This window comes from Ferrovibrio sp. (assembly GCF_002796975.1).
In the GTDB taxonomy this organism is placed as follows: domain Bacteria; phylum Pseudomonadota; class Alphaproteobacteria; order Ferrovibrionales; family Ferrovibrionaceae; genus Ferrovibrio.
Genome location: NZ_PEKV01000004.1, coordinates 336,675 through 357,459, shown reverse-complemented (window position 1 = coordinate 357,459; position 20,785 = coordinate 336,675). Strand labels below are relative to the sequence as shown.

17 protein-coding genes are annotated in these 20,785 nt (G+C 63.1%); 10 read left to right on the top strand and 7 right to left on the bottom strand.

Annotation, left to right across the window (positions count from 1 at the left end):
• Nucleotides 1–3: 3 nt before the first annotated feature.
• Entirely contained in the window at nt 4–822 is an 819-nt protein-coding gene (locus CTR53_RS04410) for an aldolase/citrate lyase family protein (RefSeq protein ID WP_290809584.1), read from the top strand.
• 282 nt (nt 823–1,104) lie between these two features.
• Here CTR53_RS04410 and CTR53_RS04405 read toward each other — a convergent pair whose 3' ends face one another.
• Entirely contained in the window at nt 1,105–1,269 is a 165-nt protein-coding gene (locus tag CTR53_RS04405) for a hypothetical protein (RefSeq protein WP_290809583.1), read from the bottom strand.
• Nucleotides 1,270–1,388: 119 nt separating this feature from the next.
• Entirely contained in the window at nt 1,389–2,348 is a 960-nt protein-coding gene (locus CTR53_RS04400; RefSeq protein ID WP_290809582.1) for a LysR family transcriptional regulator, read from the bottom strand.
• A 156-nt stretch (nt 2,349–2,504) separates the two neighbouring features.
• Between CTR53_RS04400 and CTR53_RS04395 the strand changes: the two genes are divergently transcribed.
• The 6 genes from CTR53_RS04395 (at nt 2,505) to CTR53_RS04370 (ending at nt 8,254) form a co-directional block, all read left to right on the top strand.
• Nucleotides 2,505–3,728: an MFS transporter gene (locus tag CTR53_RS04395; protein WP_290809581.1), complete on the top strand. Its 1,224-nt coding sequence runs from the start codon at nt 2,505–2,507 to the stop codon at nt 3,726–3,728.
• Complete coding sequence (locus CTR53_RS04390; protein WP_290809580.1) at nt 3,725–4,528, top strand: dihydroorotate dehydrogenase electron transfer subunit; 804 nt, start codon at nt 3,725–3,727, stop codon at nt 4,526–4,528. Before CTR53_RS04395 ends, CTR53_RS04390 begins: the two co-directional genes overlap by 4 nt.
• Nucleotides 4,525–5,472 (top strand): dihydroorotate dehydrogenase, encoded by a 948-nt coding sequence (locus CTR53_RS04385; protein ID WP_290809579.1) that lies wholly within the window; start codon nt 4,525–4,527, stop codon nt 5,470–5,472. The genes CTR53_RS04390 and CTR53_RS04385 overlap by 4 nt, the downstream gene beginning before the upstream one ends.
• The gene (locus CTR53_RS04380; protein ID WP_290809578.1) at nt 5,469–6,734 is read left to right on the top strand and encodes an allantoate amidohydrolase; all 1,266 of its coding nucleotides are present in this window, start codon (nt 5,469–5,471) and stop codon (nt 6,732–6,734) included. The genes CTR53_RS04385 and CTR53_RS04380 overlap by 4 nt, the downstream gene beginning before the upstream one ends.
• Nucleotides 6,731–7,789: a dihydroorotase gene (gene pyrC, locus CTR53_RS04375; protein ID WP_290809577.1), complete on the top strand. Its 1,059-nt coding sequence runs from the start codon at nt 6,731–6,733 to the stop codon at nt 7,787–7,789. The genes CTR53_RS04380 and pyrC overlap by 4 nt, the downstream gene beginning before the upstream one ends.
• 75 nt (nt 7,790–7,864) lie before the next feature.
• Nucleotides 7,865–8,254, top strand: coding sequence for a MarR family transcriptional regulator (locus CTR53_RS04370; protein ID WP_290809576.1), 390 nt, complete (start codon nt 7,865–7,867; stop codon nt 8,252–8,254).
• On the opposite strand, the gene CTR53_RS04365 is transcribed toward CTR53_RS04370, so the two are convergent.
• Genes CTR53_RS04365 through CTR53_RS04350 form a run of 4 tightly spaced genes read right to left on the bottom strand, consistent with a single transcriptional unit; the run spans nt 8,241 to nt 13,695 of the window.
• Nucleotides 8,241–9,335 (bottom strand): ABC transporter ATP-binding protein, encoded by a 1,095-nt coding sequence (locus tag CTR53_RS04365; RefSeq protein WP_290809575.1) that lies wholly within the window; start codon nt 9,333–9,335, stop codon nt 8,241–8,243. The two genes, CTR53_RS04370 and CTR53_RS04365, sit on opposite strands and share 14 nt — an antisense overlap.
• Before the next feature lie 13 nt (nt 9,336–9,348).
• The gene (locus CTR53_RS04360; protein ID WP_290809574.1) at nt 9,349–10,386 is read right to left on the bottom strand and encodes an ABC transporter substrate-binding protein; all 1,038 of its coding nucleotides are present in this window, start codon (nt 10,384–10,386) and stop codon (nt 9,349–9,351) included.
• A 30-nt stretch (nt 10,387–10,416) separates the two neighbouring features.
• Nucleotides 10,417–11,451, bottom strand: a complete 1,035-nt coding sequence (locus CTR53_RS04355; protein ID WP_290809573.1) for an ABC transporter substrate-binding protein — start codon at nt 11,449–11,451, stop codon at nt 10,417–10,419.
• Between the two features lie 21 nt (nt 11,452–11,472).
• A complete protein-coding gene (locus CTR53_RS04350) occupies nt 11,473–13,695 on the bottom strand; it encodes an iron ABC transporter permease (RefSeq protein ID WP_290809572.1) in 2,223 nt (740 codons plus the stop codon).
• A 117-nt stretch (nt 13,696–13,812) separates the two neighbouring features.
• Between CTR53_RS04350 and CTR53_RS04345 the strand changes: the two genes are divergently transcribed.
• The 3 genes from CTR53_RS04345 to CTR53_RS04335 are packed head-to-tail and all read left to right on the top strand — an operon-like array spanning nt 13,813 to nt 17,991.
• Nucleotides 13,813–15,156 (top strand): extracellular solute-binding protein, encoded by a 1,344-nt coding sequence (locus tag CTR53_RS04345; protein ID WP_290809571.1) that lies wholly within the window; start codon nt 13,813–13,815, stop codon nt 15,154–15,156.
• A 30-nt stretch (nt 15,157–15,186) separates the two neighbouring features.
• The gene (locus tag CTR53_RS04340) at nt 15,187–16,890 is read left to right on the top strand and encodes an iron ABC transporter permease (protein WP_290809570.1); all 1,704 of its coding nucleotides are present in this window, start codon (nt 15,187–15,189) and stop codon (nt 16,888–16,890) included.
• A gap of 9 nt (nt 16,891–16,899) precedes the next feature.
• On the top strand, nt 16,900–17,991 hold the full coding sequence (locus CTR53_RS04335; RefSeq protein WP_290809569.1) for an ABC transporter ATP-binding protein: 1,092 nt from the start codon (nt 16,900–16,902) through the stop codon (nt 17,989–17,991).
• A 310-nt stretch (nt 17,992–18,301) separates the two neighbouring features.
• Here CTR53_RS04335 and CTR53_RS04330 read toward each other — a convergent pair whose 3' ends face one another.
• A complete protein-coding gene (locus CTR53_RS04330) occupies nt 18,302–20,704 on the bottom strand; it encodes a 1-deoxy-D-xylulose-5-phosphate synthase N-terminal domain-containing protein (RefSeq protein WP_290809568.1) in 2,403 nt (800 codons plus the stop codon).
• Nucleotides 20,705–20,785: the final 81 nt, after the last annotated feature.

Sequence of the window (20,785 nt, the reverse complement as noted above, 5' to 3'; positions counted from 1 at the left end):
ACAGTGGCGTTCCGGAATCCGCTTCGCCAAATCTGGGGCATCGGCGGAAAAGTCCTGAACGGCTGGATTGCATTGCCATCGCCGCTTGCAGCGGAAGCCATGGCGCAAGCCGGCTGGGATAGCCTGACGATCGATATGCAGCACGGTACAGCTGATTATGCCGACCTGCTGACACTTCTGCCGATCATCGAGAAGGCGGGCGCAGCGCCGCTGGTGCGCGTGCCCTGGCTGGATGAAGCCATCATCATGCGGGCGCTGGATGCCGGGGCGCTAGGTATCATTGCACCGATGATAGAGTCTGCAGAAGATGCGCGCCGGCTGGTATCAGCCTGTTTGTATCCGCCACAAGGTACCCGCAGCTTCGGTCCGACTCGTGCGCGTTTGGCTCGCGGCGACACTTATGCTGATACGGCAAATGCCGAGGTGTTACCTATTGCGATGATCGAGACTCGTGCTGCAGTGGAGAGTATTGAATCTATCCTGGCGGTGCCGGGACTGGGCGGGATTTATGTCGGCCCCGCCGATCTTTCATTGTCCTACGGTTTTGCACCTGGATTTGATCGTGAGGAACCGGAGATTCTCAAGGTTCTCGATGACATCCTGGCCCACTGTATTAGCGCGGGATTGCCATGTGGGTTGCATTGTGGGTCTTCCATCTATGCAGCTCGCATGGCGCGACGCGGGTTTTCCTTATTAACGGTAAGCTCGGACGCTCGAGTCCTGGAAAGTGGCGCGAAGACGATAGTTTCTTCCTTTGGCTCTGCCTGTGGCGAATTCTGTTTGCCGGATACGAAAAATGTCGGAAAGAGTACAGCCTACTGATCCGCCGAACGTTCGAACACGCGGTTCAATTCTGACAGCCGGATAATTCGCCTGCATGAAAATACTTGGCTGGCAGATTCTTCGAAAAAGCCTCCACGGCGAAGCATCCTCAGGCCAGTAGCTTTGTCGAGCTGGTTTCGGCCAGTGATGCCGCAGCACGAAACGCTCCTGCCGCGCATACGCCCAGAGTCCAGCAGGGCATGGCCGGCCGGTGTATCGAGGGTTTCGACCCGCCGATTGAGCGTGCGGCCGAGGAACAGCGCGGGCTTGCCGCTTAAGGGTTCACTGCGCGCCACCGGCTGTCGTATTGGTGCGCACCGTGCCGGCGCTGGTATAGCCGGTATCGTGGAAGATGCGATGCCGCGCGATTGTGGATTTCAACCCGAATGGCAGCGCCTCATAGGTGCCGACCAGGTCGAGGAACCAGGTATCGCCACTTCCATCCAAGGGGAGTTCACGAGCAAGAGGGCGCATGCGACCGGCGGGGTGCCATGCGCGGCTGGCATTAACGGCATCGGAGAGAGGATCCAAGAGACTGGCTCAATAGAAAACACGTTGGCCAGAATCTACCCGCGCTTCGAAACAGTGTTACGCCGGGCACGGTCCGCCTTCTCCGATGTGGCCATCAACCCTGTCAGGATATTCGCAAAAGCTTCGACGGCAATCGGGCGGGCAGAACCACGGCGCGCATACAATCCCAATTCGCTGACAATCGGCTTGCGGCCGGCAAACAACGGGATGTGGACCAGCCGTCCCGTTTTCAGCTCATCCTCGATGCCGATGCGGGTCATGAAGGAGATGCCGACACCGTTTAGCACGAGCTGCTTCATCAAGGTGATGGAGCCGGCATCAACCAGCATGCGGCCGCGGACATCGGACTCGCTCAGAGTCGATATCAGCTGTTCGCGATTGGCGAAGTTGGCGCGCGGCAAGATCAGCTGGTGATCGCTGCAGTCGCGTAGCGTCAATGCAGCCTGCCTGGCCATCGGTGACTTCGCCAGCACGACGACACCCAGTTGCAGACGTACGGAGGCCAGTTTCTGCAAATCGGCGCGTGGCCGCACCTCAAAGGCCAGACCGAGGTGTGCGTTGCCGGCGGCGACGGCATCGGGGATATCCGCGGTCGGCATCACATCGACACCGACTGTAATGCGGGACCCTTGCAGTCCCAGTATCTTGATGGCGGACGGGACGATGTCCTGGCACAGGCCTTCAAGGGTTGCGATCTCGATATGGCCGGTGCGCAATCCTGCCAGTGCATCCAGCGCGGAGCGCGTCCGCTCAGCATCCTGCAGTACCGTCGTGACATGCTCGGCCAGGATCTCACCGGCGGCAGTCAGGCGCAGGCCGCCCGGCAGACGATCAAACAGGCGCGTGCCCAACTCGGTTTCCAGATTCAGGATCTGCCGGTTCACGGCCGATGAGGCAACATTCAGCCGGCGCGCAGCACCGCGGATCGATGCGGCGCTGCGCACGGCATCAAAATAGAGAATGGCTGAATCGTGAATGCGAAACCGGGTGCTCATCATGCTGCTCCGATCGCCTGATGCCGAAACGGCAACGCGACGCTCGAATACTTCTGCTATCGCGAATAACAAGGCAAGCAAATAATCCTTACTTCGTTTTTGTCGAACGCCGGTTCGGCAACAACCAGAAATCCAATCGCAAGGGGAGCGTGCGAGATGACGACGGCTGATTATTCTGTTTCCGACAGTGTTGGGCCCGCGGCCAGGAAAGCGCTTTGGGGTTCTGCGCTGGGCTATGCCATGGACGGCTTCGACCTGCTGATCCTCGGCTTCATGCTGAAGGCGATCTCGGCCGACCTGCAGCTCAATACGGCGCAGGCGGCATCGCTGGTGACGGCGACGCTGGGCGGCGCGGTCGTTGGCGGTCTGCTGTTCGGCATGCTGTCCGATCGCCTGGGTCGTGTGCGCGTGCTGACCTGGACGATCATACTGTTTGCCGTCTTCACCGGTCTGTGCGCCTTCGCCCAAGGCTACTGGGATTTGCTGATTTACCGCACCATCGCCGGCCTCGGGCTGGGCGGTGAATTCGGCATCGGCATGGCGCTGGTGGCGGAAGCCTGGCCGGCGTCGAAGCGCGCGCGTGCGTCGTCCTATGTCGGTATCGGCTGGCAGGTCGGCGTGCTGGCGGCGGCGCTGGCAACTCCGGTACTGCTGCCGGAAATCGGCTGGCGCGGCATGTTCCTGGTCGGCGTCTTCCCGGCCGTGGCTGCCTACATCATCCGCCGTGCGCTGCATGAACCCGATGTCTTTGTCGCCAACGTCAGGAAGTCGGGTGGCGCTTCGCCGCTGCGCCTGCTGGTGAAGGATTGGGAGACCACAAAATCCAGTATCGGTCTGGTCGTGCTCTGCTCGGTGCAGAATTTCGGCTACTACGGCGTAATGATCTGGTTGCCGAACTATCTGTCTTCGCGGTTCGGCTATGGCCTGACCCAGTCGGCGCTGTGGACGGCGACCACCATTGTCGGCATGGCCGTCGGCATCTGGGCTTTCGGTCAGATCGCGGATCGCCTCGGCCGTCGCCCCACTTTCCTGATGTATATGGTCGGCGCCGCCGTCATGGTCGTGGTCTATTCCAGGCTGACCGACGCCAGCGCGCTTTTGGTGGCTGGTCCGGTGATGGGCTTCTTCGTCAACGGCATGCTTGGCGGCTATGGCGCGCTGATGAGCGAGCTTTATCCCACCGCCGCGCGCGCCACGGCGCAGAATGTGCTGTTCAATATCGGCCGCGCGGTGGGCGGCTTCGGTCCGCTTACCGTGGGTGCGGTGGCGCTGGCCTATGGCTTCGAGATTGCTATCGCGCTGCTGGCCGTTCTCTATGTCATCGATATCGTGGCGCTGTGGCTGCTGATCCCCGAACGTCGCGGAGCAGAGCTGGAATGAACGCGATCTGCACGGCGGAACGGCTGGCGGATGTTGTCCGCAACGACTGGCTGAACGCCGAGTACAAGCATCTGGTCGTGCGCTGCTCCGGTCCTGCATCGTCGGCTCACCCAGGGCAGTTCTTCCAGTTGCTCTGCCCGCAGCCACCCGGTGAAGAGCCGTATCTGCGGCGCCCGATGAGCGTCTACGACGCCGATCCGGCTGCCGGGACCGTCAGCTTCCTGTACAAGGTGGCGGGTGCCGGCACCCGCGGCCTGGCTGGGCTCGGGACCGGCGATCGTCTCGATATCTTCGGGCCGCTGGGTGTTGGCTTCACGCTCGATCCCGCATGGAAGAGCATCGTCGTGGTCGGCCGCGGTGCCGGGCTGGCCACTCTGGCGCCGCTCGCGCGTGCCGCGCAGGCGGCGGGCATCAAGGTCACGGCCGTGCTGAGCGCCCGGCGACCGGAACTGCTGGTCTCGGTCGATGTCTTCCGCGGCTTCGGCGCCGAAGTTCTGACTGTGACCGATTCCGAAGGCACCAGCGGCCCGGCCCATGTCGAGCGCCTGCTGCGCGGCCTGATCGCTGCCGGAGGCTGCGATGCCTTTCTGACCTGCGGGTCCAGCCGCCTGATGCGGGTGCAGCAGCGTCTGGCCCGGGAATTCGATCTGCCAGGTCAGGTGGCGATGGAGCAGCAGATGGCCTGCGGTCTCGGCATGTGCTTCTGCTGCGTGCTGGATTTCAACAGGAACGGCGAGATCGTGCACAAGCGGGTCTGCTGCGACGGTCCCGTCTTCGACTTGATGGAGGCTTTGCCGTGACCGACCTTTCCGTCGAGATTGGCGGAGTGCGGCTTGCCAACCCGGTCATGCCGGCGTCCGGCACCTTTTCCGAAGAAATGGAAAAGGTGATCGACCTCAATCGGCTCGGCGCTTTTGTCACCAAGACGATCACCCGCGAAATCCGTGCCGGCAATCCGCTGCCGCGTGTGGCGGAAACCCGCAGCGGCATGCTGAACTCCATCGGCATCCCGTCGAAAGGCGTGGCGAGTTTCATCAAGGAGACGATGTCGCGTTATGCCGATTATCGCCCGCCGCTGGTGGTCAGTATCTCGGCGCCCACCGCCGAAGGGTTCGCCAGCCTCGCCGAGCAACTGACCCTGCCTGGCGTTGCCGCGATTGAGGCGAATATCTCCTGCCCGAATCTGGAAGAAGATGGCAAGGCTTTCGCCATGACGGCGTCCTCGACGGCCAACGTCGTGCAGAAGCTGCGTGCGGCCACCCGGCTGCCGCTCTGGGTCAAGCTGACTCCGAATACCGGCGACGTCGCTGGCGTGGCGCGCGCTGCCGAGAGCATGGGCGCCGATGCGCTGGTGGTGGCGAATACCATCCTGGCCATGTCGATCGATATCCATACTTTCCGGCCGCGGCTGGGCAATGTCATGGGCGGCCTGTCGGGTCCGGCGATCAAGCCCATCGTGCTACGTCAAGTTTATCAATGTGCCCAGGCGGTCGGCATTCCGATCGTCGGCTGCGGCGGCATCGCCACGGCGGAGGATGCCGTGGAGTATCTGCTGGCGGGCGCTTCCGCTGTGCAGGTCGGGACGGCGACCTTTGTGCAGCCCGGTGCGATGCTGCGGATCATCGATGGCATCGACCGTTTCTGCGAGAGCCGCAGCTTGCCGTCGGTCCGCGGTCTGATCGGCGCGGTTCTGAATGAGGAAGCCGACGTACCGGACCTCGCCTGGGTGGAGCCGGTGTCATGACCGCCTTCGATGCCCACGACCGCGCATTGGCCGAACAGCTGTTTGCCGATCTGCAGGCGGCCAGCGTCGATACGGTCGGCATCACGCGCGAAAGCTATGGACCGGGCGAGACGGCTGCGGCCAGGATCATCGCGGATTGCGCACGTCGCCACGGTCTCGAAGTGAGCTACGACGCGGCCGCCAATCTGACGGTGACGCTGCCGGGCAGGGATGCCGGACTGCCGTTCCTGGCCTGCGGGTCGCATCTCGATTCCGTACCGCAGGGCGGCAATTACGACGGCGCCGCCGGCATCATCGCCGGCCTGATGGCGCTGATTCGCTTTCGTCGCGATGGCCTGACGCCTGCGCGGCCGGTGAAACTTCTGGCACTGCGCGGCGAGGAAAGCGCTTGGTTCGGCAAGGCCTATACCGGCTCGCGCGCCCTGTTCGGCCGTCTGCTGCCCGCTGATCTGCAGGCGCAGAACGCTTTCAGCGGCCGCACCCTGGGCGAAGCGATGGCCGCCTGTGGTGCCGATATCGAGCAGCTCGCGGCCGGCGAACCCGTCGTGACCGCCAACCAGATGTCCGGCTGGCTGGAACTGCATATCGAGCAGGGGCCGATCCTGGTGGCAGAAGAGCTGCCGGTCGCCATCGTCACCGGTATCCGCGGCAATATCCGGCATCGCAACATCGCCTGTATCGGCGAGGCGGGTCATTCCGGCGCCGTACCGCGCAACCTGCGCCACGATGCGCTGTTCGCCACCGCCGAACTGATCACCCGCATGGATGCCTGTTGGAAAGAGATGCTCGACCGGGGCGAGGATCTGGTGCTCACCGCCGGCGTCATCGGCACGCTGCCGGAGGAGCACGCCATTTCCCGCATCCCCGGCCAGGTCGGCTTCAGTTTCGAGGCCCGCAGCCAGCATCAGGCCACCCTGCAGCGGGTGCATGACCGGCTGCAGGAAGAATGCAAAGCGATTGCCGCACAGCGTGGCGTGCGCTTCGAATTCGACGCCCTGCTGAAATCCAGTCCGGCGGAACTGAGCCGGGACTGGGTGGACTCGCTGGAGCGTATCGCAGCAGACATGAAGATTCCGGCACGAACCATGGCCAGCGGTGCCGGCCATGATGCCGCCGTGTTCGCCAATATGGGCGTACCCAGCGCCATGATCTTCGTGCGCAATCAGAACGGCTCGCACAATCCGCATGAAGCCATGGATATGGAAGATTTCTTTGCTGGCGCGTCGCTGCTGCATGCGGCCCTGGCGCAGGCCGCGCAATGAGCGCAGCCGTCGACATCACGATCCGCCGGCCGGATGACTGGCATGTGCATCTGCGCGATGGCGATATCCTGAAGGCGGTGCTGCCTTACACGGCCGCGCAGTTCGGCCGTGCCGTCGTGATGCCGAATCTGAAGCCGCCCGTCACCACCATCGCGCAGGCTGCCAGTTACCGCAGCCGTATTCAGGCCGCGATACCGGCGGGTCTCCGCTTCGAGCCGCTGATGACCTGCTACCTGACGGATGCAACCGATCCGGCCGAGATTGCGCGTGGTTTCTCGGAGCAGGTTTGGGTGGCGGCCAAGCTCTACCCGGCCGGCGCGACAACCAATTCCCATTTCGGCGTGACGGATATCTCACGCATCTATCCCGTGCTGGAAACCATGCAGCGCATCGGCATGCCGCTGCTGGTGCATGGCGAGGTTACTGACCGCGAGGTGGACATCTTCGATCGCGAGCAGGTGTTCATCGACCTGATCCTGTCGCGCCTGCTGCGCGATTTCCCGGAGCTCAAGGTCGTGTTGGAACATATCACCACGGCCCAGGCGGTGGATTTTGTCAGCCAGGCCTCCGGGCGCCTGGCGGCCACCATCACGCCGCATCATCTGATGATCAACCGCTCATCGATCTTCGAGGGCGGTGTGCGGCCGCATCTCTATTGCCTGCCGGTTGCCAAGCGCGAGCATCATCGTCTGGCGTTGCGCCTGGCGGCCACGTCGGGCGCGCCCCGCTTTTTCCTGGGGACTGATACCGCACCTCATCTGGCGCATACCAAGGAAGCGGCCTGCGGCTGCGCCGGTATCTTCAATGCGCCGACGGCGATGCAGAGCTACGCGCAGGTTTTCCATGAAGAGGGAGCGCTGGACAGGCTGGAGGCCTTCGCCTCCCTGAACGGCCCGCGTTTCTACGGTCTGCCGGCCAATGCGGACAGGCTTCGGCTGCGGTTGCAGCCAAAATCTTCGGAAACGTTGCCTGACCTGGCCGTGGGGGATGATCGCATCGCGGTCTTTGCCAGCGAGATGGCGACGTCCTGGCAGATTGAAACGCTGGCCGTCTGACGGCGTCTGAGCGGCATGCGTCTCTCTGTCAGAAAGACGGGCGATCTCTGCGCATTCGCAGGAAACAGCGCCTCGATGAGCCGTCTGATCCGGATGGTGGAGATGCGCGTGTCATCTGCCATTCGCAGCCGTCTTCATGGCACTGGCGTATCGGCGGCCGAGCTGGCCATGCTGCGTATTCTGCGCAAGGCACCGGCCTGTCGCCCCAGCGATATCGCTGAGGCCATGGGTGTCGGCCTGCCGACAGTCTCGAAGATTATGTACAGACTGCTGGCGCGTTCATGGGTGCGCCAGACTCCGGCGGCCACGGATCACAGATGCAAATACCTGCAGCTGACTGCGGATGGCCACCGGATGGTCGAGGAACTGGGTGCAGATGCTGATCTGGCGGGCGAGCATGTTTTTGCGAAGCTGAATGGAGAAGAGCAGCAGCAGCTGATGCGACTGCTGCTCAAGCTGGTCTGACAGTCACCTGCCCACGATCTGCCTCGGGCAGAAGGGTGGCGCCTGCCGGGTGAACAGTGATCTTCACTGTCGAGCCAATGCTCCGCGGCTGCGCCACATCGGCATTCACCACGAAGAACACGCCGGCAGGTGTGCGGATGCTGTATTCCATATGGCTGCCAAGATACGCGGCCTTGATGACTTCGCCGTCGAGACTGTCCTGACCGTCCGTTGCCATCGATATGGCCTCCGGTCGTATCGCAAGTTTGGCCGGGCCTGTGCCGAGACCGCGATGCGGCAGTCGCAATGACAGGTTTCCAATGCGGATATCGGCCATTCCGTCGCGGACGGCGGTGATCCCGGCATCGACGATATTGGAATCGCCGATGAAATCGGCCACGAACAGGCTGCTCGGCTGCTCGTATAATTCGCGGGGACTGCCGTCCTGCGCGATGATGGCATTCGCCATCACGATGACGCGGTCGGAGACGGCAAGCGCCTCTTCCTGATCGTGCGTCACATAGGCGACGGTCAGGTTCAGGCGCTGCTGCAGCTCGCGGATATCCTCGCGCACGCGGCGCCGCAGCTTGGCGTCGAGGTTGCTGAGCGGTTCGTCGAACAGCAGGACACGTGGCTCCAGCACCAGGGCGCGCGCGACGGCCACGCGCTGCTGCTGGCCGCCGGAAAGCTCGGACGGCAGGCGCTTCTCGAAGCCGCTCAATCCCATCAGGGCGAGCTTCTCGGCTGCCATCGCCTCAGCCTGCTTGCGCGGCAGGCCGCTGACGGTCGGGCCATAGGAGGCATTTTCCAGCACGCTCATATGCGGGAACAGCGCATAGGACTGAAACACCATGCTGACGCCGCGTTCGGCAGCCGACAGCCGCGTGACATCCTCGCCGCCGATCAGGATATGGCCTTCGCTCGCCATCTCCAGGCCGGCAATGAGGCGCAGGGTAGTGGTCTTGCCGCAGCCCGACGGCCCCAGCAGGGTCACCAGCGTGCCGGGCGCGATGGTGAAGGACACGGCATTCACCGCTGTGACCTCGCCATAGCGCTTCGATACCTGGCGGAACTCGACCGAGGCCGGACCGGACTGCGACATTGACCTGTATCCCTTACTTCGCCTGGCTGCCGACATCCTTCTCCCAGCGCTCGATCAGGCGCTTGCGTTCGGCCGCCGTGCCATATTTGGCGAAATCGTAATTGATCAGCTTGGTCGCTTCGAGACGCGGCGCCTTGGGCGGCAGCGGCGTATCGACGTTGGACGGCACCTGATAGGACTTGCCGCGCACCGCCAGTGCCTGGCCTTCGGCCGACAGCGCATATTCATACCACTTCCTGGCATTCTCCGGGTTACGCGCGCCTTTGATGATCGACATCGAACCGATCTCATAGCCGGTACCTTCGCAAGGCGCCTGTACGGCAACCGGGAAGCCTTCGACGGCTTCGGCGACGGCGTCATGCAGGAACATTACGCCGATCATGGTTTCGCCGCGCGCGGTGTTGCGCGCCGGCGCCGGGCCCGAGCGGGTATACTGGTTCACGCTGCCATGCAGCTGCTTCAGATAGGCGAAGGCCTGATCTTCGCCCATCAGCTGCACCAGCGTGGCGATCGCGGTGTAAGCCGTGCCCGAGGAAGACGGATTCGAGATCTGGATTTCGTCCTTGAACTCCGGTTTCAGCAGGTCTTTCCAGCATTGCGGTGCGGCGGCGCCTTTCTTCTTGGCTAACAGCTCGGTGTTGTAGGCAAAGCCAAGCAGGCCGGCATAAATGCCGACCGTGCGGTATTTCGACTGTTCGGCCTGCTGGCGTGCCCAGGGATGCAGCTTGGCCAGCGTCGGCGAGCGGTATTCTTCGCTCAGGTTCAGCTCGGCCATCTGCAGATGCGGGTCGCCGGTGCCGCCCCACCAGATGTCGCCCTTCGGGTTGCTGGCCTCGGCGCGGATCTGCGCGAAGGTTTCGCCTGAGCCTTTCTGCGTCATGGTCACCTTGACGCCGGTTTTCTTCTGGAACTCGTTGCTCATCAGCTGGCACCAGTCGATCAGCGCGCTGCAATAGACGGTCAGTTCACCGGCGGACTGTGCCTTGGCTTGCGGAGCGGCAAAGGCGGCGAGGCCCGCGACAGCTAGCGCGGGCAGAAGACGGACAGACATGGTTTCCTCCTGTTATGAAATCTTGGCGGGTTACTTGGGCAGGCTGGAGATTTCTTTCTCCCAGCGATCCAGAATGCGCTTGCGCTCGGATGCCTGGCCGTATCTGGCGAAGTCATAGTTGATCAGCTTCACCTCTTCCAGCTTCGGCGTGTTGGGTGGGATTGGCGCATCGACATTGCTGGGAATCTGGAAGCTCTTGGCCTTCACGCCGGTCGCCTGCGCAGCAGGCGTCAGCGCGAATTCATACCACGTCTTCGCATTTTTCAGGTTGCGGCTGCCCTTGATGATCGACATCGATCCGATCTCATAGCCGGTACCCTCGCAGGGCGCTACGGAGGTGACCGGCGCGCCGAGTTGGGCTTCGGCCACGGCAGCGAACATCCAGGTGATCGCGGTAACGGATTCGCCGCGCGCCACATTGGCCATCGGCGCCGCCCCCGAGCGCGGATACTGGTTGATGTTGGCATGCAGCGCCTTGAGATAGGCGAAGGCGGGCTCCTCGCCCATGATCTGGATCAGCGTCGCCAGCATCACGTAGGATGTACCCGAGGTCGTCGGGTTCGACATCTGCACTTCCTCGCGATAGGCCGGCTTCACCATATCCGACCAGCAGCGCGGGGCGGGCAGTTTGCGTTTGGCCAGCGCTTCGGTGTTCCACACGATACCCAGCGTGCCGGCATAGATACCGACACTGCGGTATTTCGAAATCTCGGCGGCACGCTGTGCCCAGGGATGCAGCTTGGACAGAGTGGGCGAGCGGTATTCCTCCAGCAGGCCGAGTTCAGCGGCCTGCAGATGGGAGTCGCTCGGGCCGCCCCACCAGACATCCGCCCGGGGATTGCCGGCTTCGGCACGGATCTGCGCAAAGGTTTCGCCTGTGCTCTTGGTGCTGACGGCGGCCTTGATCCCGGTGCTGCGCTCGAATTCGGCGCGCATGATCTCGCACCATTCCGCCAGCAGGCTGCAATACACAGTCACGTCGCCTTGCTGGGCGGCAGCGGGTTTGGCGGCGGAGACTGCCAGAACCGCAAGGACGGCGATCAGGCTGGTCTGGATCAGTTTCATGAAGCGCTCCTGCTGGGGATGTCAGGCGGTGGTCGGGATGGGAGTTGTGGCAATGCTGCGCCGGCCGATGCGGCGCTCGCCGACCGCCAGCTGGATCACGCCGATGGCAAGCACCATCACCAGGATCAGCACCGAAGAATAGGCAATCGCCAGACCGAGTTCACCGGCCTCGACGCGGCCGACGATATAGGCGGTGGCCATATTATACTGGGCGGTGACCAGGAAGATGATGGCGCTAACCGCCGTCATGGCGCGCACAAAGCTGTAGATCAGCGCCGCCGTAATGGCCGGTCGCAGCAGCGGCATGGTGATGCGGCGAAAGGTGCCGGCGGCACCGGCGCCCAGCGTCAGTGAGGCTTCATCCAGGCTTTTGTCGATCTGGCTCAGGGATGCGATGCCGGCCCGCACCCCGACCGGCATGTTCCGGAACACGAAGCAGATCACCAGAATGATGCCGGTGCCGGTGAGTTCCAGCGGCGGGACGTTGAAAGCCAGCACATAGGAAATGCCAATCACCGTGCCTGGGATGGCGAAACTGAGCATGGTGCCGAATTCAAAGGCGCGGCGGCCGGTGAACTGCTGGCGCGTCAGCAGATAGGCGGTCAGCACGCCGATACCGGCAGTCAGTGGCGCGGCGATGGCGGAAATCCACAGCGTGATACCGAAGGAACCCCAGGCCGAGCCGCTGAACAGCAGGCCGCTCGCACCCCACTCGATGGCGAAACCGGCGAGGTAATGCGACAGCGTGAAGCTGTGGTCGCGACCGACCGCCTTGACGAAACCGCCGAAGAAGATGGTGACGTAGATGACAACGGTGAACAGCGCCCAGGGCAGGGCCAATGCGTAGCTGAGGAGGCTGACATTGCGCGGCAGTGGCGCGGGCAGGCCGGAATCGCCCTTGCCGGTCACCGTGGTATAGGACTTGTTGCCGAGCCAGTGCTGCTGTGCCCAGAAGGCCAGCAGGGTGAAGACGAGCAGGATCATCGCAAGAATCGCGGCGCGGCTTTCGTCATGCGAGGCGCCGACGATGGCGAAGAAGATCTTGGTCGCCAGCACGTCGTAAGACCCGCCCAGAACCAGCGGATTGCCGAAATCCGCCAGGCTCTCGACGAAACCGAGCAGGAAGGCATTGGCGATGCCAGGGCGCAGCAGCGGCCATGTCACGGTGCGAAAGACGGCCCAGCGATTGGCGCGGAGTGTCTGGGCGGCTTCCTCCAGGGAGGGTGCAACGCCTTGCACCACGCCGATCAGCACCAGGAAGGCAATCGGCGTGAAGGCGAGCAGCTGTGCGATGGCGATGCCGGTGAAGCCGTAGATCCAGCGCGAGCGCGGGATATCGAACCAGTCCATCATCAGCGCGGTGACGGCACCGGACCGGCCGAACAGCAGGATCAGCGCCAGGCCGATCACGAAGGGCGGCGTGATGATCGGCAGCACGGTGAGGATGCGCAGGACGGGTTTGAACCGGAAGCCGGTGCGGACCGCGATCAGGGCGAAGGCGAGGCCGAGCAGCGTGGTGCCGGCGCCGACCACGATGGCGAGAAACAATGTGTTCCACGCCACGCCGCAGCGCAGCGGGCCAAGAATGCAGGCCAGACTCCAGATCGAGGCATCGAAGGTCTTGGCGATCATCTCCGTCATCGGTCCGGTAAAAGCCTGCAGCAGGACGACCAGAACCGGGAAGAAGACGAAAAGCGCGATCAGGGTGACGATCAGCGTGATGGCGCCGACCGTGAAGGCATCGCCGCGGCAGAAACCGCGCCGCGACAGGCCGCGGGCGAACAGCATCAGATGCGCGAAGCCGAGCAGCGCCGCGCCGGCGCCGAGCCCGCTCTGCTTTGTACTGGATACGGAGAGGATATGCTGCAGTGCATCCAGTGTCGGGCCGCGATGATCGATGGCGAAGCCCTGCGCCAGCAGCAAGGCAAGACCGAGCATTCCGCTGCAGGCCAGCAGGCGGCCATGCAGCGGCTGTTCCCGCGGCACGAAGAGGGCGGCGAAGGCGCCCAGCAGCGGCAGCGCCGGCAGCAGCAGCCATGGCTTTCCGTTCCAGATCTGCCAGATTGCCGGCGCCGAGGCGGGAGACGGGAAGCTGCCGAACCAGCCGGCTGAGAAAATACCGGCGCCGCCCAGCGCATACCAGGGAACCACCGCCAGGCCGGCAAGACCCAGGGCAATCCAGCCCCAGACGCCCTGTCCGGCCGACCGTCTGTCCGGCCCCTCTATCATCGTAGGAATCGTCATCGGCTCCCCTTTAAGGAAGACAGATTAGGGCGTCTGCGGAAAGATTGCAGTTTCTTTTCAATTTTGTGACGATGCCGGATCACGTCGGGCCAAATGGCCGGTTCTGGGAGGAACATCATGATCCGCCGTCGTCGTCTGCTTCTGGGCGCCCAATTCGTTTTGTCGATGCTGGGCGCTATGTCCGTTTCCGCCATTGCCCATGCGCAGACCGGCAAGGTCACGGTGGTGACCTCCTTCTCCAAGGACGTCACGACGCCGATCAAAACTGCTTTTGAGAAAGCCAATCCCGGCGCCACGCTGGATGTGCAGAACCGCAATACCAATGCCGGCGTGAAATACCTGCAGGAAACCAAGTCGAACAACCAGGTCGACCTGTTCTGGGCCTCGGCGCCCGATGCCTTCGAGGTGCTGAAATCCAGCCAGCTGCTGCAGGCCTACAAGCCGAAGGCGACCGGCATTCCGGAGAAGGTCGGTTCCTATCCGATCAACGATCCGCAGGGCTATTACATCGGTTTCGCGGCTTCGGGCTATGGCATCATGTGGAACACTCGCTACATGCAGGCCAAGAAGCTGCCTGAGCCGAAAGAGTGGGACGACCTGCTGAAGCCCGTCTATTTCGACCACACTGCCATCGCAGCGCCGTCACGCTCCGGCACCACGCATCTGACCGTCGAGACGATTCTGCAGGGCGAAGGGTGGGAAAAGGGCTGGCGCACGCTGCGCCTGATGGCCGGTAATTTCCGTCAGATCACCGAACGCAGCTTCGGCGTGCCGGAGGGCGTCAACAGCGGTCAGTTTGGCCTCGGCATTGTGATCGATTTCTTCGGCTTCTCGTCGGAAGCCTCCGGCTTCCCGGTGAAGTTCGCCTATCCGACCGTGACCACGCTGGTGCCGGCCAATGTCGCCATCGTCGCCAATGCGCCCAACACTGCCGGCGCGCAGGCTTTCGTCGAATTCCTGCTTTCGCCGACCGGCCAGGAAGTGCTGCTCGAACCGGGTATCCGTCGTCTGCCGGTCAATCCGGCGGTCTATGACAAGCCGGCGGCGAAAGGCCTGCCCAATCCGTTCAAGGACAAGACACTGGGTGCGCGCGTGAAATTCGACGTCGATGTATCGGAAAAGCGCACGGCTGCGGTGGACTCGCTCTACGACCAGACCATCACCTTCCAGCATGAAGCGCTGAAGGCGGCGACCAAGGCCGTGCATGACGCCGAGGCTAAGCTGGCCAAGAAAGATAACGCCCGGGGCCGCGCGCTGGTGAAGGAAGCACGCGATCTGATCGCCGCCATGCCGGTGACCGAAGCCGAAGTGGCCAGCGATGCCATCGCGAAAGCCTTCACCGGCAGCAAGCAGCCCGGTGCACGGCAGGCCGAGTTGGAGCAGCAGTGGGCCGCTTTCGCCAAGACGAACTACGCCAAGGCCAAGGATAAGGCGGAAGAGGCCGGCAAGCTGGCGCGCTGACCAGTCTTTCATAGCGACATGCAGGCTTCCGTGCTTCCCCGCCTGCGGCGGGCGGCCGGCAGCGCCACGGCCGGCCAGATTGTGGCCGCCCTGGCGATCGCCGCTTTCCTGCTGCTGTTTCTTGTCCTGCCGGTGGCGCAGGTGATGATCGCCGCCTTCCAGCCCAGGGGCGGCGGCGGCTTCACCCTGGTCAACTTCGTCGATTTCTTCAACACCGACTTGTTCATGCGGTCGTTCTGGAATTCGCTCTATGTCTCCGGCATGGCGGTGCTGGTTGCGTCTGTCATCAGCCTGCCGCTGGCTTATATCACCGCACGCTTTGAATTCCGCGGTGCGCTGCTCATCCAGACGCTGGGCGTGATACCGCTGATCATGCCGCCCTTCGTGGGCGCCGTGTCGATGCAGCTGCTGTTCGGCCGCAACGGCACGATCAACCTGCTGCTGCAGGATTATTTCGATATCACCATTCCTTTCATGGAAGGTCTGAACGGCGTCGTGCTGGTGCAGGCCATTCACTATTTCCCCTTCATCCTGATCAACCTCTCCACGGCGCTGGCCAATATCGACCGCAGCATGGAGGAGGCGGCCCAGAGCCTCGGCAGCAGCGGATTACGACTGTTCCGCCGCATCGTGTTTCCGCTCGCCATGCCGGGCTATATCGCCGGTGCAGCGCTGGTCTTCATCAAGGTGTTCGACGACCTGGCCACGCCGCTGCTGCTGAACGTGAAGGACATGCTGGCGCCACAGGCCTACCTTCGCGTCACCTCGATCGGCATCGCCGATCCGATGGGCTATGTGATTTCGGTGGTGTTGATCGTCTTCTCGCTGCTGTCCATGTCGGTATCGTCGCTGGCGCTGCGTGGCCGCGATTACGCCACCACCCAGCGCGGTGGTGGTGGACTGGATCGCCGCCGGCTGTCGCCAGTGCAGGCCGTGCTGGCTTATGGCATCGTGGTCTTCATCCTGCTGCTGGTGCTGTCGCCGCATATCGCGCTGACGCTGCTGTCGTTTGCTACGGTGTGGTCGTTCAGCCCGTTGCCGGATTCCTTCACGCTCGCGCATTATGGCAGGGTCTTTGCCGAGAGTGCGGGTTACATGAAGAATACCGTGCTGTATGCCGGTCTCGCAGCTGGCATCGACATCGTGCTGGGCATCGCCATTGCCTATCTGGTGCTGCGTACCAAGATGATCGGCCGGCAATGGCTGGATTATGGCGCCATGGCGGCACTGGCGGTGCCCGGCGTCGTGCTGGGCATTGGCTACCTGCGCAGCTTCTACGATATCACCCTGCCGGGCGGCGTGCCGCTCGCCACGCTCTGGATCGTCATCGTTCTGGCGCTCGCGGTGCGTCGGCTGCCCTATGCGTTGCGCGCCTGTACGGCGGCGCTGCAGCAGGTCAGCGTCGCGCTGGAGGAAGCCGGCGAGAATCTCGGTGCCACGAAATTGCGGGTGATCCGGCGCATCGTGGTGCCGCTGATGACCGGCGGCATCCTGGCCGGCTTCGTCACCAGCTTTGCCACGGCCGCGGTTGAGCTGTCTGCCACGCTCATGCTGGTGCAATCAAATGCCGACGCACCGCTGACTTACGGTCTCTATGTTTTCATGCAGTCGCCAGCCGGCCGCGGCCCTGGTGCAGCGCTTGGCATCATTGCCGTGATCCTGGTCGCCGGCTGCACATTGGTCTCGCATCTGCTGATCGAGCGGCATCGCCGCCGCTCCGGCGCCACCCGATAGGATCGTTTCATGTCGCTTGCGGACAGTTCGCTCGCCAAAGCCATCCAGCCGGTCTCCGTCACCGTCGACCGGGTTTCGCTCAGCTATGGCAATCATGCCGTATTGAAGGATGTCAGCCTGCAGGTGCAGCCGGGCGAGTTCTTCGCCTTCCTCGGCCCTTCGGGTTGCGGCAAGACCACGCTGCTGCGCCTGATCGCCGGCTTTGCCCATGCCCAGGACGGTCGCATCCTGATTGGTGAGCGCGATGTGACGGATCTGCGGCCGTGGCAGCGCGACGTCGGCCTGGTCTTCCAGAACTATGCGCTCTGGCCGCATATGACCGTGGCGCAGAATGTCGCCTTCGGTCTGGAGGAGCGGCGGCTGCCGTCGGCCGAGGTCAGAAAGCGGGTCGGCGATATGCTCGATCTTGTCGGGCTTTCTGCTCTCGCGGACCGCCGGCCCTCGCAGCTTTCGGGCGGTCAGCAACAGCGCGTTGCCCTGGCGCGCACCCTGGCGGTGCGTCCACGCGTCCTGCTGCTGGATGAACCGCTGTCTAATCTGGATGCCAAAATGCGGGTGCAGGTACGCCGCGAGCTGCGCGACCTGCAGCGCAGCCTCGGGATCACTGCGATCTTCGTGACGCACGACCAGGAAGAGGCTAACACGGTCTGCGACCGTATCGCGGTGATGAACAGCGGCGTGGTGCAGCAGGTGGCGACGCCAATGGAACTGTTTTCCCGGCCCGCCAACCTGTTCGTGGCGAATTTCCTGGGCACGGCGAATATCCTGGCGGGACAGGTCGATGGCGTCGTCTATCGGCTAGCCGGCGGGACCGTCATGCCGGTGCCTGCCGGCACGCAGCCCGGATCGAAACTGGTGTTACGGTCGCAGGATATCCTGCTGGTCACCGGAAATTCCGAGCCGGCGGCAGGCGGCATCCGGCTGAGCGGTCAGGTGCGCGACCGGGAATTCCTCGGCAATACCATGCGGTATACCGTGGGGACGGCTGCCGGCGACCTGCAGGTCGATGTGCTGATTACGGTGACTGCAATGCCGCAGTCTATCGGGGATGCAGTCGAGCTGGAACTGACACCACAGCGCGCGCTTTACCTGACGCATTGATCGCTAATTCTATGGTTTACTTTGCGCACCGTCCGAAATGAGCCGCAATTCAGAGCAGTGTTGTCGCCGGCCGGGCAGGCCTATCGCGGCACCGATCCGAGATGGATGGTGCCGGATGATTGAGGTTTTGCTGGCCCGCTGGCTGACGTGTATACCAACTTTTACAAAGGCTTAGCTATTCCTGTCGCTCGCAACGGCCCTACCTCTCGGCTGTGCCTGCAGATTTCGAGCGAATGATCACCTTTCGACATTGGTCGGGCAGGGAATCGGCCCTGCCGGTCCAAGCTTTTAGGAACGGCTCAACAGCAGATCAGTTGACCGCGCGAAGATGCCGCACGGGCCGGCCGGGGACCAGAGCTTCGGCGGCAGAGGCAATCGCGTCGGCATCTATGCCGTGGTGACGATACATATCGTCAACGGTGCCGGTCTGGCCGAAATGCTCCACGCCCAGCGCAGATACGGGATGGCCCTGCACCGAGCCAAGCCATGCCAGCGTGGCCGGATGACCGTCAATGACCGTCACGATACCGCAATGAGATGGAATAGTCGCAAATAGCCGCTCGATATGGCTGCGCGCCTGCATCATGCCGCGCCGGCGTGCGCGCTGCGCAGCGGACCAGCCGGCATTCAGGCGGTCGGCCGAGGTAATCGCCAGCACTGCCACATCGCGACGGTCTTCCGACAGCATCCCGGCAGCCTGGATCGCCTCCGGCGCCAATACGCCGGTATAGGCGATGGCGATCTCGGTATTCGGCGTCGGCGTGCGCAGCCAGTAGGCACCATCGACGACGTCCTGCTGCAGGTCCGTAGTCATCTCGCGCTTCGGCTGCTCCAGCGGGCGGGTGGAGAGGCGCAGATAGACTGAGCCGCCGGTCTCGTCGCGCAGCCAGGTGCGCTCATCCGGCTGCCCTTCGCCATCGCGCTGCAGGTAATCGAAGGCGAAACGCATGATCACGGACAGTTCGTCGACATAGGCCGGTTCGAACGAGGCCAGTCCGTCCTGCGCCATGCCGATCAGGGGCGTGGAGATCGACTGATGCGCGCCGCCTTCGGGCGCCAGCGTCACACCGGACGGCGTCGCTACCACCATGAACCGCGCATCCTGGTAGCAGGCGTAGTTCAACGCATCGAGGCCGCGGCAGATGAAGGGGTCATATAATGTGCCGATCGGCAACAGTCGCTCGCCGAACAGCGAATGCGACAGGCCAAGCGCCGAGAGCAGGGTGAACAGATTCATCTCGGCGATGCCGAGTTCGAGATGCTGGCCGTTGCGCGAGAACTCCCAGTTGAAGGTGGAGGGAATTCGCTCCTTCTTGAACAGGTCGGCCACGGCCTCCTGCGCGAACAGGCCGCGCCGGTTCACCCAGGCGCCGAGGTTCGTGGACACCGTCACGTCCGGCGCGGTGGTGACGATGCGGTCGGCCAGTGGCCCCGGCAGGCGCGCCAACTCGTGCATGATCAGGCCGAAGCCATGCTGGGTCGACATTTCCTCCTGATTCGGCGCCGGCAGCGTGGCTGGCACCTCCACGCGCGTCGAGGTCAGTCGACGCTGCTTCAGCCCATTATAGGGTGTGGCTCGGATGAAGCCTGTCAGCTCGGCTTCGGAATGCTGCATGGCCTCAAACTTGTCCCATTCGTGGCCGGGCCGGATGCCGAGTTCGGTCTGGAAGGCCTCCAGTTGTACCGGCGTCAGCATGCCGGCATGGTTGTCCTTGTGGCCGGCGAGCGGTAGGCCGAAGCCCTTTACGGTATAGGCCAAGAATACCACCGGCCGGTCGTGGTCGATGCCGTCGAAGGCTGCGATGAGCGAGGCGAGGTCATGGCCTGCCAAGTTGGTCATCAGTTCGGCCAGTTCGCGGTCGCTGCGGCTTTCGATCAGCTGCGTGACGTCACCCTGATCGCCAAGATCATCCAGCAGACGCTTGCGCCAGGCCGTACCGCCCTGGAAGGTCAGGGCGGAATACAATTGGTTGGGGCAGCAGTCGATCCAGTCGCGTAAGCGTTCGCCGCCAGGCTCCGTGAAGGCGGCCTCCAGCAACTGGCCGTATTTCAGCGTCACGATGTCCCAGCCGAAAGCACGGAACAGCGCCTCCAGCCGGTCATACAGGCCCTCGCGCACCACGGCGTCCAGGCTCTGGCGGTTATAGTCGATGATCCACCATGTGTTGCGCAGGCCGTGCTTCCAGCCTTCCAGCAGCGCCTCGAAGATATTGCCTTCATCCATCTCGGCATCGCCGATCAGCGAAATCATGCGGCCGGTCTCGATGTTGGCGGCCCAGCTATGCGCTTTCACATAGTCCTGTACCAGGCTGGCAAAGATGGTCTGCGATGCGCCAAGGCCGACCGAGCCGGTCGAGAAGTCGACATCCGCTGTGTCCTTTGTGCGCGAGGGATAAGACTGAACACCCTTATAGCCGCGGAAATTCTCCATCTTCTCCTGGCTCTGCCGGTCCATCAAATAATGGATGGCATGGAAGATCGGGCTGGCATGCGGTTTCACGGCGACGCGGTCATACGGTCGCAGCGAATGGAAATAGAGCGCAGTCATGATCGTGGCCAGCGAGGCGCTTGAGGCCTGGTGGCCGCCGACCTTCAGACCGTCGGTCTTTTCGCGCAGATGGTTGGCGTTGTGGATCATCCAGGTCGACAGCCAGAGAACCTTCTGTTCCAGGTCGCGGAGGATCTTCAGGTCGTCGAGACTGATGGTCGTCATGGTTTTCACCCTAGCCAAATATCCCGGACCCTAATCGGTTCCAGCGGACATAGCTTTGCAAACCATCCCGCCATATCTATA